Here is a 14390-nt window from a genome sequence, read left to right as displayed (position 1 = left end):
TCAGCTAGTTTAGACTCAGAGGTCTAGAACTCGACTAAAGAATTCAAGCTCCTTGGCGAAGATACGTTCAACCGTGGACTTTTGCTGCATAGAATGCGTGTCGTCTGAAACCAATTCCAAAGTGACCGGCACCTTGGCAGCTTCCAGCTTCTGAGCGAACTCTTGGGTCTCGACCAAACTAGAAAGGCCCTCGTCCTCGGCCTGGAACAGCAACACCTCAGCCTTAATATCTTCGGCATGAGAAATCGGGGAGCACTCCACCATAGTTTCTGGTGAAGGGCCAACCAAACGTTTGATTAGATAGGACTCAAACTTGGAAGTACGCGATTCCACTCCTTGGAGATCCCAGAAACCGGAAACTGCACTAACTGCTTTGAAAATATCAGACTGCCAAGCACAATTCATGGCAGTAAAGGCGCCAGAAGAGAAACCACGAACGACTACCCGATCGGGATCAACCAAACCTTGCTTAACCAAGTGATCAACGCCTTCAATCACATCAGCAGAGTCCATTACACCCCAACGGCCGTTTAGCATCTCACGATACTCACGACCATGACCGGTAGAACCACGGAAATCCACATCAAAATAAGCAAAGCCCCGGGAAGTCCAGAACTGTACTTCCCATGACAAGCCCGTCTTAGCTGCGGTGGTAGGGCCGGGGTGGACGTTGACGATTACCGGAGGTAGCTCGTTCTGTGGTGGCAAATACCGGAAGTTTTGGGGAGCGTAGAAGTATCCAAACACCCGCTCACCGTCGGTTGATAGCCAGCTGACTTCTTGAGCCTTAGAAATATCACGTTCGTCTAGCTGTAAATCAGCACTATTACGGATAACTACCTGCTTAGAACCTTGCATCTCAATGATGGCTGGTAGATTTGTCGGCGAATCGCCCAAGAAGACCAGACGGCCACCATCACAAGCTACATTGCCGAAAGGATTCCACTTAGTGTTCGCTTCCTCCAACTGCCCGTGAGCAAGATTCAAAACACCCAAACGCTTGGAACCACCTTGAGTCCATGAACAGAAGACTTCCTGCATGGAAAGATTGTCGTAAGTATGCAAACCTAAACGCCAATGCGGAGTTGAGAACGCCTTAGCAGACGGATGCAAAACTCTAGTCTTAAGGTGTTTGGCAAAACTGCCCGCTTCGTCAGCAGTAAAGTCAAATCCCTCAGTGCGATAGAAATTTGCCCAGCCTGAAGCATCATCGATATGCAACAAATCGCCAGCTAATGACCAGCGCGGCTCATAAACACAAACCTCTGGGCGATCAACCAAGGTGATTTCTTCAGCTAAGGCACCCGAAAAATCGAGCCGTCCCACATGTAGCTGTGAAGTCGTCCAAGGCATATGGGGGTGATACCAAGTAATCCAAGCCAAGCCTAGACCATCAGGGCTGAGGGCAGGGGCAGCGACAAAGTCTGCCTCAGAGAAGATCTCAATAATAGCGTCTTCATCTCGCGCGCCAGAGCCATCAAGAGGGATTGCTACTAAGCGGTTGCCAACTTTTTCATGGTCATGACCATGACGGTGGGTTTCTTCAACGGCGTAGACTAAGCCACGAGTAAGGTCGAGCTCGAAGTCACCATATCGGTTGATATAAGGCACAGTAAGTGGCACCATCGTGCGCAATGGATCATTAAGATCAAACTTGTAAACTCTGCCATCGCTGAGCTGATTAGCGACAACTACGCCCTCGCTGACTGCGTAGGCTCGGCCACCATACTCGTTAACGTTGGTCCGCACATCCATCAGCTGATAGTCGGGGGTCATCGGCAGGACTTCCCCAATCACTCCGTCGGGAGAGCGGCTCAATAGAACGTGGCGACCGCCCTCGTTCATGCGCTGTTCTAACCAATACGTTTGTGCTCCATCGATTCTCAACCCTGAGATCTGAACACGACGCGAAGTTAAAGTAGTAGGAGTGAGGGAGGATTCCCATTTTCCATAAGGGGCGGAAGTGAGCGTATGCATTGCTAAGCCCTTTCTATCGCTAACAATAATGTAATAAATATTACTTCATTTGCGACAATCTAGGCAAAGACTCCACGAAACTGAAGTGATTTAGGTACAATCATGACTTTAGACCTCAAACTTAAACTTTGAACCATGGGAGAACTATTTTGGCTGATGAAACTGCCTCATTCCCACAGCCGGGAAAGCTGTTGTGCCAGATGGGAGATACCCTTAAAGTCAAAGATCTAGACGCTGCCAAGAAGGCTCAACTTGCCCAAGAAATCAGGGACTATCTAATCGCCGCAGTCTCACAAACTGGCGGTCATATGGGGCCAAACCTTGGAGTAGTTGAACTAACTATGGCGCTTCATGCGGCTTTCGAAAGCCCCAAGGACACCTTACTTTTCGACACTGGTCACCAAGCCTATGTGCACAAGCTTCTGACCGGTCGGCATGATTTCTCTAGTTTGCGACAAACTGGAGGTATCTCTGGCTATCCTTCTCGTGCCGAATCGAAGCATGATGTTATCGAGAACTCCCATGCTTCGACTGCGCTTTCTTGGGCAAATGGAGTGGCACTGGGGAAAAAGCTAAACCACGACGACTCCTATACAGTTGCGGTCATCGGGGATGGTGCCATGACCGGTGGGATGGCGTGGGAAGCCTTAAACAACATTTCAGCATTGAAAAAGAGCAAGCTCATTATCGTGGTAAACGATAACGGGCGCTCCTACGCGCCCACTGTAGGCGGACTATCGCATCACTTGAATACGATGCGCACTAACCCCAAATATGAACGTACCTTGGCGCAGATAAAAAGTATGCTGCTATCCGCCGGACGTGGGGGAGAACTCGCCTACGACGCTTTACACTCCATGAAGAAGGGGCTCAAAGACTTGGTTGCCCCGCAAGCTATGTTTGAGGATTTAGGGCTGAAATATCTAGGGCCATTCGACGGACACGATCTTAACGTCCTCGAGACCGCTTTTAATCAAGCAAAGACCTTGGGGGAACCAGTCATCGTTCACGTAAGCACCCAGAAGGGTCGCGGATACGTGCCGGCAGAAGAAGATGTTGCCGATCGCTTCCATGCCGTTGGAAAAATTCACCCAGAAACTGGGCTGCCAGTGGCGCCCTCAAGATTTGGGTGGACGGCAGTGTTTGCTGATGAAATTGTCAAAGCCGCCAGAGTTAATCCAAAACTGGTTGGTGTCAGTGCCGCCATGATTGCCCCTGTAGGTTTAGCCCCTATGCTGAAAGAATTCCCAGATCGAGTATATGACGTGGGAATTGCTGAACAGCATGCTGCCACAATGTGTGCCGGTCTTTCGTATGCGGGTTACCATCCCGTCTTTGCGGTATACGCTACCTTCCTAAATCGCGCCTTTGATCAGGTCCTATTCGATATCGCCTTACATGGTGAATCAGTTACCATCGTCTTAGATAGAGCTGGCGCAACCGGTGATGATGGAGCTTCTCATAACGGTATGTGGGATTTAGCTTTATTTAGATTGGTTCCAAATCTAGCAGTAGCCGCTCCTCGGGACGAGGAAACCCTGAGGGCCGTACTGCGTGAAGCATTTGCTAATGAACAGCAACCAACCTTAGTGCGCTATCCAAAGGGAGCGCTGCCTACTAGCTTGCCGGCTCTAGCTTCTGGTTTTGGGGCAGAACTGATCGCCACTACTACAGCTACAAATGAGTCTAAAGCTGTTGCTCAGAAAGAAAATCCTTGGCTTCTTTCTGATAAGGAAAAACAACTTGTCATTATCGCTGTTGGGCCAACCGCGCATCAGGCTGTTGCGGCGGTTGAAGAGATCAAGGATGCTACTGGCTGGCAGGTCAGAGTAGTCGATCCTGGTTGGCTTTATCCGATTCGAGATGAGTTCGTGCTTAGTTTGCAGGCAGCAGATGCGGTAATGACTCTAGAAGACGGGGTAGTTAGTGGCGGTTACGGCGAAGCGCTGGCAACTGAGCTGCGGAAGACCAAACCGGAGATTAAAGTCAAGTCGCTTGGTATTCCCGACGAATTTTTGCCTCATCAAACGCGCACAGAAATCTGGGACTCAAGCCATCTAAACTCAAGATATATCACTCTTGAAGCTATCGATCTCCTTAAGTAGGGTCAGTGACCGAATCGGTCACAATTTATAGTTATTTGTCCCACGATCGGGTGAGCTGGGTCCTATGGCCCAGCTCTCTATGGGTCAAAAGTCCCGAAAGATTTTAATTTTTGTGGTTGCCGTCACTAGAAAAAGGTGTGTAAACTTCATTGTGAGGTGACTAACGCGCTTCGGAGCGGGAAGTGACTTCATGATCGGGTCTAAGCTTGGATCAGGACGAAACAGTCCCTACACATAGGAGTTTCTAATGGCAGAAATTGATGCTGCAAACACCACCTCTTCTGTGCGCGAAGACGCATGGGAAGGCTTTGTAACGGGTAACTGGAATGAAGAGATCGACGTTCGTGACTTCATTCAGTTGAACTACACCCCATACGAAGGTGATGCTTCCTTCCTAGCCGGTCCTACTGAAAAGACCGAGCGTGTTTGGAAGACCCTTGAAAAAGACTATTTGTCGGTAGAACGTAAGAAGCGTGTTTACGACGTTGACACCAAGGTTCCAGCCGACATTGATGCATTCCCAGCTGGTTACATCTCGGAAGACGATGATGTAGTAGTTGGCTTGCAGACCGATGTTCCCCTCAAGCGGGCAATGATGCCTAATGGCGGTTGGCGCATGGTCGAAACCGCTATTAAGGAAGCTGGCAAGGAACCAGATCCAGAAGTAAAGAAGATCTTTACTCGTTACCGCAAGACCCACAACGATGCAGTGTTCGATATTTACACTCCTCGTATCCGTGCGGCTCGTTCCTCCCACATCATTACCGGTTTGCCGGATGCGTACGGTCGTGGCCGTATTATTGGTGACTACCGTCGTGTGGCCCTATACGGTGTTGATAAGCTCATCGAAGAAAAGATGAAGGATAAGGACCTAGTTGCTGACAAGCCGTTCAGCGAGCACTGGGCACGTTACCGCGAAGAGCACTCGGAGCAGATTAAGGCTCTAAAGAAGCTCAAGGTAATGGCAGAATCCTATGGCTTCGATATCTCCGGTCCAGCAAAGACTGCTAAGGAAGCTGTCCAATGGACCTACTTCGGCTACTTGGCCTCGGTCAAGTCTCAGGATGGCGCCGCAATGTCGATTGGTCGTCTCTCCGGCTTCTTCGATATCTACTTTGAGCGCGATCTCAAGGCCGGCATTATCAACGAATCCGACGCACAGGAAATCATCGATGCGCTAGTAATCAAGCTTCGTATCGTGCGCTTCTTGCGCACCATTGACTACGACGCCATCTTCTCCGGTGACCCATACTGGGCAACTTGGTCGGATGGCGGCATGGGTGAAGACGGACGTACCTTGGTTACCAAGACCTCCTTCCGCCTACTCCAGACTCTACGTAACCTTGGCCCAGCTCCAGAACCAAACATCACCTTGTTCTGGAACAAGCGTCTCCCACAGGGATACAAAGACTTCTGTGCTTTGATCTCCATTGAGACCTCCTCGGTTCAGTACGAAGCTGACGATCAGATTCGTGACCACTGGGGCGATGACGCAGCCATTGCTTGCTGTGTGTCCCCAATGAAGGTCGGCAAGCAGATGCAGTTCTTCGGTGCACGCGTGAACGCCGCTAAGGCACTGCTTTACGCTATCAACGGTGGCCGTGACGAAGTTTCTGGCAAGCAGGTCGTAAATGGTTACGAAGCTGTTCAGGGTGATGAACCTTTGAACTTCGATGACGTTTGGGCCAAGTACGAAGAAATGCTTGACTGGGTAGTCGGCACTTACGTAGAAGCCTTGAACATTATTCACTTCTGCCACGATCGCTACGCCTACGAATCAGTCGAAATGGCACTCCACGATTCTGAAATCGTGCGTACCATGGGCTGTGGCATCGCCGGTTTGTCCATCGTAGCTGACTCGCTTTCTGCGATCCGTTACGCCAAGGTCACCCCAATCCGCGATGAAACTGGATTGATCGTTGACTACAAGACCGAAGGTGACTTCCCGGTTTACGGTAACGACGATGACCGTGCAGACGATATCGCTGCTACCGTGGTACACACCATCATGTCTAAGATCAAGGCTATTCCGATGTACCGTGATGCTATCCCGACTCAGTCGGTGCTAACCATCACCTCGAACGTGGTCTACGGTAAGGCAACTGGTGCCTTCCCATCGGGTCACAAGGCCGGTACTCCATTCGCTCCTGGGGCAAACCCAGAAAACGGTATGGACACCCACGGCATGCTCGCTTCTATGATGTCGGTTGGTAAGCTCGACTACGACGATGCCCTAGACGGCATCTCTTTGACGAACACCATCACCCCATCAGGTCTAGGACGTACTCTAGACGAGCAGATCAAGAATCTTGTTGGCATCATGGACGCGGGATTCATTCCCCAGGCCTGAGCCTCATAGAAGAATTATCAAACAAACAAAATCAAAGGAGCCCAAAATGGCAACTAAAACCTTCGAAGAGCGCATGGCCAGCATGAAAGCCTCGCGTGACGACAACGGTGGGGTCAAAGGCCTTTACCACGCAAACATCAACGTGTTGAACCGCGACACCTTGTACGATGCGATGGAAAACCCAGAGAAGTACCCACAGCTAACCATCCGCGTTTCCGGCTACGCTGTTAACTTCGTTCGCTTGACCCGCGAACAGCAGCTAGACGTTATCTCGCGTACCTTCCACGGCGATCTGTGATCCACAGTCGTTAGTGACTTTCGGTGGGCTCAAGGTTTTAACCTTGAGCCCACCGGCTTTTAAGCTATTATTAAAGTCTAAAAACCCAGATAGACATTAGAGGAAAAGATATGGTTGACGCTCGCTTTGATGCGACGAAATATTCGCACGATGGCTCAACTGGAGAATATGCTCCAGCACCATTGGATTACGAAGTACCCAGATTAAAAGGCGCAGGAACTGCTGGTATCGAAGGCGCCCCTCTAATGGATCGTCGTGAGCATCTAGAAGCAGTTCGCCGTGGCGAAATCGGCTCAATGCACTCATGGGAGCTAGTAACTGCTGTTGACGGTCCTGGTACCCGCATGACAATCTTCCTAGCAGGCTGCCCACTACGTTGTCTATATTGCCATAATCCTGACACCTTCAAAATGAAGGATGGCGAACCGGTACGGGCAGAAGACTTACTATCACGTATTTCCCGTTACGTCCCGATTTTCCGCTCATCTGGTGGTGGCATAACTATCTCCGGTGGTGAACCCTTAATGCAGCCCCAGTTCGTAGCTTGGCTATTGCGTGGAGCGAAAGATATGGGGGTGCACACCTGTATTGATACTTCCGGTTTCCTTGGACGCAACTTGACCGACGATATGATGAACGACCTCGACCTCGTTCTGCTAGACGTTAAGTCAGGTATCCCAGAGACCTACAAGCGCACCACCGGTCGCGATTTACAGCCGACAATTGAATTTGGTGATCGTTTGGCCGCAGCTGGAAAGAAAATCTGGATTCGTTTCGTGGTAGTTCCAGGGCTAACTGATGATCCCGAAAATGTGCAAGCAGTCGCTCAGATCGTTTCACGCTGGAAAACCGTCGAGCGAGTCGAAGTTCTACCATTCCACCAAATGGGGCGGGATAAGTGGAAAGAACTTAATCTGGATTACCAGCTAGAAGATGTGACACCACCAAGTAAAGAATCGGTGGAAGAAATTCGCGAAGTCTTCCGAGCCAAAGGGATTGAGACTTACTAAAAAATACGGCTTGAGTTGATAAGGCCATGCGGCAAAAAAACTCAAGCCGTATTTCTATGCTTTGCCTAAGTGCTTTTCGCGAATTTCGGTCGCTAAAGGAAGAATTAAATCCTGTTGCCACTGGCGAGCCTCAAGTTCTTCAAGCTCAATGGCTAACTGCGGATCCTCTTTAGGAGCCAACGAATAATCAGCAAGAAGCCAACCTAAATGTCGCAGAGTCTGCATATTAGCGATTAATGCCGGATCTATATCGAGTTGTCGAGCCTTTTCATGAACCACACGCTTTAGCTCATCAGTGTAACTACCAGCCAGATTACGAAGGCGTGAAATAGTGCCAAAAATTGGTTGGTAGCTAGGTCCGGCCACGATGACAACCGGTGGCAGATCTTTTTCTGGAGTCCAACGTGCCTGTTCACATGCGGCAAGCCATTCACTCTCAAACTTACGGGCGATAGGCGAGCGGAAAGCAGTAATGGAATTAAGCTGGCGCCTAGTTCGAGGTTGCCGGGCCGCAGCTTCTACCAACGCTTGATTGGCCACTAAGCGTCCTGGAGCTAGGTCAATTTTCTGGGCGCATAGATCTCTAGTTTGGTATAGCTGACGCAAATATTCATATTGGCGACTCGTTTTGAGCACTTTAGCAGCACCACGGCGCCAGCGATTAGGCTTATCCTTCCGGTGTGGTTTCTGCAGCAGATAAACGCATTCCTGCTTCAGCCAATCACTACGACCTAGTTCAGAAAGCTGGGCTGCGAGCGCATCTTGGAGCTTGGCCAGAAGTTCCACGTCTAATGCGGCGTAACGCAACCAATCATGGGGGAGAGGACGAATCGACCAGTCCTCGGCTTGATGGTCTTTTTCGAGAGTAACACCCAAGATTTGTTCGCAAATAGCGGCTAAGGAAAAGCGTTTAAAGCCACAAAGCCTTGCTGCTATTTGGGTATCGAAAAAGTCGTTAGGAAAAATCCCGAGTTCTTTCAGTCCAGCAATATCCTGATGTCCATCATGCAAAATCCACTGATGCTGAGCTAAAGAATCCTGCAGCTCGCTCAAATCGTGAAACGCGAAAGTGTCAATTAGAAAAATTTTTCCAGAAGCGGTTTTCAACTGCAATAATGAGTTCGGATGGCCATAGCGAAAACCAGATGCGCGTTCAGCATCTACCGCTACAGGCAGGCGGTCTTGAGCCAATTCCATCAGAAGCTCTTGCAGATTGTCGCCCTCGGTCAATAAATCGGGTACCCCACCTTTGGGATAATAAATAGTCTCGTATGATTGTTCGTCGTTCGCGGCTAATGATGATTCAGACATGATATTAGGAATGTGAAAGATCCCGGATGGGAACTAGCTGACTAGTTGGCTCTTTGCCACTACAGAGTTGTGCGAGCTGAGCCCATGCCTCGATTTGTGGACCGAGATTCGCGCTACCCGGACTCCAGGAAGCTCGTACTTCTAAATAAGCTTGTTCGCCCATAGAACGTAATGAGCCAAAAGATTCAGAAGACTCTACGGTGACAGTACCGGTTAAGAGGCTAGCATCAGCTCCGGTGGCGTCCAAGGCTTCGTGTAACCAATCCCAAGCAACCCGTTTAATCACGGGATCAGAAGCCATTTCTTGATCAGTTTGGGCATGGAGCATCATGACTAATCTAAAATCGCCCTGCCATGCTTCTTGTCCTTGTGGATCGTAAAGGATGACTAAGCGTCCATGGATTAAAGGGTTTTCGTCCTCCGTTTGCTTGGAAGCTAGCGACAAGGCTGCGGCATAGGGAGCCAAAGTTTTTGGGGCTGGAACTTCCGTGAACACGAAATCAGAAGCAGCTCTTGCGTCTCGGATTGACTGCAGAGCTGAAATGAAAATAGGTGGTGTAACTTGGACTGATTCCACGTTGGAACTTTAAAACTAATCTCCCCAAATGCTTATCAGGCGCGCCGGTAGACCATAGATTCATCAAGTTTTTAGGCCAAAGCGATACAATTCAGGCAGTAATTATTAGTTTAGGGAGTTTTATCTTGGCTAACTCAAAAGTCTCATCACCGAGTCGGGAAGTTTCAGTAGTATTTCTGGGCTCAGACACTGGAATCTATGCTCTAGCTCGTTCCTTTCACGAAGCCTACGGGATAAAGTCTCATGTGGTAACTCGTGGCGAATTTGGGCCGATTGCGAACTCGAATATCCTAACGGTTCATGAAATCGGTCTTGATGTGCAGCCAAATGACTACGTTGATTACGTTTTAGCTCATCTTGATCAGCTCAAAGGCGCAAATCAAACCGCAATCTTGTTAACAAATACGGATCACCTAGTTGAGGCATTGTGTCGTCGTAAGGACGAACTAGACCAACATTTTTTCTTGCCCCTTTTGCCACTAGAGACCTACGAAAAAATCAGTGAAAAGCAGTCCTTTTTTGAACTGTGCCAAGCCACTGGAGTCAAAACTCCATTGACTATGTCGCTTTCCTTCGGTAAAGGTGACAAGCCGAAGCTAAATGTTGCTGAGACTGACCTTGATTTTCCGGTGATTGCTAAGCCGGCACTTTCTGCTGATTATGAGAAAGTAAAGTTTGCAGGTCAGCATAAGGTCTATCAGCTTTCTTCCCAAGCAGAAGTTGACCAGTTGATTGCTACTCTTGAGCAGGCAGGTTTTGAAGGAGAGTTTGTCTTCCAACACAAGGTAGTTGGTGATGACACCACGATGCGTTCGCTCACCGCCTACGTGGATGGTAGCGGACAGGTTACCTTGCTTTCTTCTGCTCGGGTGCTGCTTGAAGATCATGCCCCTGGACTAATCGGGGTCCCTTTGGCTATGGTAACCGAAACATTCCCAGATCTAGCCGAGGGTGCGAAGCGTTTATTAGCCGAGGTCGACTACCGCGGCTTTGCCAACTTTGACGTCAAAGTAGATGCAAATACGGGCGAGCCTTTCTTCTTGGAAGTGAATCCACGGATTGGTCGAAATGCTTATTACGCTTGCGCTGGCGGCGCTAATCCAGCAGTGGCGGTAATGCGTGATTTGTTAGGACTTGAGGTAGCCGAACCGATGGGAGTGGCTCGAACTGTACTATATCGTTTGGTGCCGCTACCGTTGTTAGTCCGCTATTTAGATCCCGATGACGTGGCTTTAGTCAAGCGCCTAAAGAAGCAGAAGGCTGTGGTACATCCCTTGGCGTACCGCCAAGAGAAGTCCTTTGCCCGCTGGTACTACGTGATTGGTTCTACCGCGAAACAGTTCTTAAAATTTAGAAAGTATTACCCCAAGCGTAATGCTGATGCCATCTGAGTGGAAGGAAAAACAATGAAATATGCACTTCGACGAGTAGATGACATTGAGTATGAAAATCTAATTGCGGCGGCTAAGATTCAGCCCCAAATAGAGCAATCTCCGCTGTGGGATAAGTTTGATTTGGCAGTTGGTGGGCGCCAGCCTTATGGGCGTTTCGTCTTTGAGTCTTTGGGCGAGGATCGACGCCAGGTACTAGCTGTTATTTCTTTGACTAAGTTCAAAGGAAGGGGATTTACCTACCTTTGGGCTAAGAAGGGGCCGCTTTGGGCTCACAAGCCAAGCCCCGGGTTGGAATACGCTTTCTTAAAGACGTTACAGGCCTACATTGCTAAACGTGACAAGAATATTACTTTTGTGCGGCTGCATTTAGAACATCCTCGTGACGATGTCTTTGAACTGCTACAAACTCTGACCTATGACCGTACGGTTAAGGTGGATCTGCGTCCTAGCGAAGATGAGATCTTGGCACAAATGAAGAAGCGAGGTCGTCGCTGTATTCGTGCTGGAGAAAAGCAACCAGACCTAGAGGTAGTCGAGCGTACTGGGCTAAGCCGCGAAGAGTTTGATGAGATCTTCAAGGTTTTGGAAGAGACCGCCCAACGAGATGGGTTCCGTTTGCTCGATGACGAAGTTTATTGGCAAATGCTTCAGAGTCTAGGCCCAGAGCATGCGCGACTTTTTGTCACTGAGTGTGATGGAGAACCGCTGAGCTGGAACCTGATGTTGGTTTACGCTAATCAAGCCGAGGCCTATTATGGTGCTTCCTCTGCGCATGGGCGTAGCCGTAACGCTACAGAGCTTTTGGAATGGCGAATCATGCAGAAACTCAAAGCGGAGGGCGTTGAAAGCTACGACTTCATGGGAGTCGAATCAGATCGGGCACCACAGCTTTCTGGAGTAACAACTTATAAGACTAAGTTTGCTCGAGAGATTACTGAAGTACCTGGTGCCTGGGATTTCCCGATCTTTCCAACAAGGTACGCGATGTTAGTTTCTGCTATGAATACGAAGCGAACTTTGGTTGAGGTTAAAGCTACTGCTTTGGAGCGCTTGCGTTCCCTTAGCTTGAAAAAGCGTAAGAATGAAGTAGAAGAAGCTTAATCAGCTTAAAAACTTTTAATAATTGTTTTGGGGCTGGCAACGATTTGCCAGCCCCAAAACAATTATTCGGCCACTGTTTGTAGCGGTGAAGTTAGTTCCTTCAAGACGAAGGTTGAATGCGGAGGAAGCTCAATAGTAGCTCCTTCGGCATGTACCGATACATCGTCTGGATTAACAGTGTTAATTACTGTTACCCATTCGTCCGAGGTAGAACGATCAGGCAAAGTGAACAAAACCGGTTCAGCAGCGGCATTGATCATCACCAAGAAGTTCGCGTCATCAATTGGACGACCATAATCGTCAGGCTCTGAAATGGCATGACCGTTCAAGAAGATGGTTAATGCTCGGGCGTAATCTTGACGCCACTCATTCTCAGTCATGTGCTGACCTGCAGGAGTAAACCACTCAATCTCGCGCCACTCAGATTCGCCACCGCGGGCGGAAGCGCCTTTGAAGAAACGACGACGACGGAATACCGGGTGTGAACGTCGTAGGGCAATAACCTTACAGGTGAACTTGAACATTTCTGCTTGGTCTTCGTTCCAGTCCCAGTTCATCCACGATAGTTCGTTATCTTGGCAATACACATTGTTATTGCCGTTTTGGCTGCGTCCATATTCGTCACCGTGCAGTAGCATAGGGACGCCTTGAGACAGCATTAGAGTGACAAGGAAATTGCGTTGTTGCTGATTACGCAGTTCGATAATGTCACGATCCTCGGTTTTACCTTCTGCTCCACAGTTCCAAGAACGATTGTGAGATTCGCCGTCGGCATTACCTTCTAGATTGGCTTCATTATGCTTTTCGTTGAAGGATACGAGGTCACGCATGGTGAAGCCGTCGTGGGCGGTCACAAAGTTAATTGAAGCCACTGGCAGACGACCACTTGACTGATAAAGGTCAGAGGAACCGGTGAAGCGGGAAGCAAATTCGGGGAGTGTGGAAAACTCGCCACGCCAAAAGTCTCGTACGGTATCACGGTACTTGCCGTTCCATTCGGTCCAAAGGGGAGGGAAGCCACCAACCTGGTAGCCGCCGTCGCCAATATCCCAAGGTTCTGCGATTAACTTGACTTGGCTGACAATTGGGTCTTGGTGAATTAGATCGAAGAAGGCTGAAAGCTTGTCAACTTCATGGAACTGTCGAGCCAAGGTAGAGGCAAGATCGAAACGGAAGCCGTCAACATGCATCTCTGCCGCCCAGTAACGCAAAGAATCCATGATTAGCTGTAGAACCGCTGGCGAACGCATCAGAAGTGAGTTACCAGTACCGGTGGTATCAAAGTAATGAGCTTTGTCCTGATCGACTAAGCGATAGTAGGAGGCATTGTCAATCCCACGGAAAGAGATGGTGGGACCAAGGTGGTTACCTTCAGCCGTGTGGTTGTACACCACGTCCATGATGACTTCGATATCAGCATCGTGGAGGGCTTTAACCATTGACTTAAACTCAGCTACTTCGGATCCTGGAGTTTTATTTGCCGCATAGGTATTTTGTGGTGCAAAGAAACCAATGGTGTTGTAACCCCAGTAATTACTAAGTCCCTTTTCGATGAGGTGATCATCGTTCACGAACTGATGACAAGGCATTAGTTCGATGGCGGTAATGCCTAATTTCTTTAGGTACTCAATAGTACTTGGATGTGCAATGCCTGCGTAGGTGCCGCGGAGCTCTTCAGGCAGATTAGGATTCGTCTGGGTTAATCCACGTACATGAGCTTCATAGATGACACTTTCGTGATACTTATGTGCAGGTGGACGATCATGACCCCAGTCGAAATAAGGGTTAACTACAACTGCATGCATCGTGTGAGGCAACGAATCGAGCTGGTTTAGCTGGCTTGGATCGCTGAAAGAATACGAATAGAGAGACTCATCAGGCCCTGCTTGGCCTGAAATAGCTTTTGCGTATGGGTCTAACAGCAATTTTGTGGGATCGCAGCGATGACCATTTTCTGGTTCGTAAGGGCCATAGACACGATAACCATATCGTTGACCTGGTGCGATATTGGGAATGTAAGCGTGCCATACAGCAGCATCAACTTCTCGAAGTTCTACCCGAGTTTCGTTGAGTTCATCATCTAGTAAACATAGCTCGACTTTGTCGGCGACAGATGAATATAGTGCGAAGTTGGTGCCTGAGCCATCATAGCTAGCACCAAGGGGATAGGGTTTTCCTGGCCAAATTTCCATAGGCCTATTATCCCATATCAAGGATTAATAAACTAGGAAAAATGCCACCGAATAGTGTGAAAAATAAACTAGAAA

The 14390-nt window shown here is 49.0% G+C and carries 10 protein-coding genes; 6 read left to right on the top strand and 4 right to left on the bottom strand.

The window, feature by feature from the left end; all coding sequences use genetic code 11:
* Positions 1 to 15: 15 nt before the first annotated feature.
* Positions 16 to 1977, bottom strand: a complete 1962-nt coding sequence (locus BK816_RS04675) for an alpha/beta hydrolase family protein (RefSeq protein ID WP_071164137.1) — start codon at positions 1975 to 1977, stop codon at positions 16 to 18.
* Positions 1978 to 2126: 149 nt separating this feature from the next.
* Between BK816_RS04675 and dxs the strand changes: the two genes are divergently transcribed.
* From dxs to pflA, 4 genes are all read left to right on the top strand, one after another.
* Positions 2127 to 4082 carry a 1-deoxy-D-xylulose-5-phosphate synthase gene (dxs, locus tag BK816_RS04670; protein WP_335622212.1) on the top strand — a complete coding sequence of 652 codons (1956 nt, stop codon included), beginning with the start codon at positions 2127 to 2129 and terminating at the stop codon, positions 4080 to 4082.
* A 247-nt stretch (positions 4083 to 4329) separates the two neighbouring features.
* Positions 4330 to 6432: a pyruvate formate lyase family protein gene (locus BK816_RS04665; RefSeq protein ID WP_071164136.1), complete on the top strand. Its 2103-nt coding sequence runs from the start codon at positions 4330 to 4332 to the stop codon at positions 6430 to 6432.
* 46 nt (positions 6433 to 6478) lie between these two features.
* Positions 6479 to 6730 carry an autonomous glycyl radical cofactor GrcA2 gene (grcA2, locus tag BK816_RS04660; RefSeq protein WP_071164135.1) on the top strand — a complete coding sequence of 84 codons (252 nt, stop codon included), beginning with the start codon at positions 6479 to 6481 and terminating at the stop codon, positions 6728 to 6730.
* A gap of 110 nt (positions 6731 to 6840) precedes the next feature.
* The gene (gene pflA, locus BK816_RS04655; RefSeq protein WP_071164134.1) at positions 6841 to 7740 is read left to right on the top strand and encodes a pyruvate formate-lyase-activating protein; all 900 of its coding nucleotides are present in this window, start codon (positions 6841 to 6843) and stop codon (positions 7738 to 7740) included.
* A gap of 54 nt (positions 7741 to 7794) precedes the next feature.
* Here pflA and BK816_RS04650 read toward each other — a convergent pair whose 3' ends face one another.
* Together BK816_RS04650 and BK816_RS04645 are read right to left on the bottom strand one after the other, a co-directional pair.
* Positions 7795 to 9051 (bottom strand): HRDC domain-containing protein, encoded by a 1257-nt coding sequence (locus tag BK816_RS04650; RefSeq protein ID WP_071164133.1) that lies wholly within the window; start codon positions 9049 to 9051, stop codon positions 7795 to 7797.
* A 4-nt stretch (positions 9052 to 9055) separates the two neighbouring features.
* A complete protein-coding gene (locus BK816_RS04645; RefSeq protein ID WP_083379075.1) occupies positions 9056 to 9628 on the bottom strand; it encodes a DUF3000 family protein in 573 nt (190 codons plus the stop codon).
* A 125-nt stretch (positions 9629 to 9753) separates the two neighbouring features.
* Here BK816_RS04645 and BK816_RS04640 point away from each other — a divergent pair, with 125 nt between their 5' ends.
* The gene (locus BK816_RS04640; protein ID WP_083379074.1) at positions 9754 to 11019 is read left to right on the top strand and encodes a carboxylate--amine ligase; all 1266 of its coding nucleotides are present in this window, start codon (positions 9754 to 9756) and stop codon (positions 11017 to 11019) included.
* A 15-nt stretch (positions 11020 to 11034) separates the two neighbouring features.
* A complete protein-coding gene (locus BK816_RS04635) occupies positions 11035 to 12123 on the top strand; it encodes a lipid II:glycine glycyltransferase FemX (RefSeq protein ID WP_071164131.1) in 1089 nt (362 codons plus the stop codon).
* Positions 12124 to 12185: 62 nt separating this feature from the next.
* Here BK816_RS04635 and glgX read toward each other — a convergent pair whose 3' ends face one another.
* Positions 12186 to 14315, bottom strand: a complete 2130-nt coding sequence (gene glgX / locus BK816_RS04630; protein WP_071164130.1) for a glycogen debranching protein GlgX — start codon at positions 14313 to 14315, stop codon at positions 12186 to 12188.
* Between the last annotated feature and the right edge of the window lie 75 nt (positions 14316 to 14390).

Origin of the sequence: Boudabousia tangfeifanii, from assembly GCF_001856685.1 — a bacterium.
In the GTDB taxonomy this organism is placed as follows: Bacteria; Actinomycetota; Actinomycetes; order Actinomycetales; family Actinomycetaceae; genus Boudabousia; species Boudabousia tangfeifanii.
This window is presented reverse-complemented; position numbering and strand designations above follow the sequence as displayed.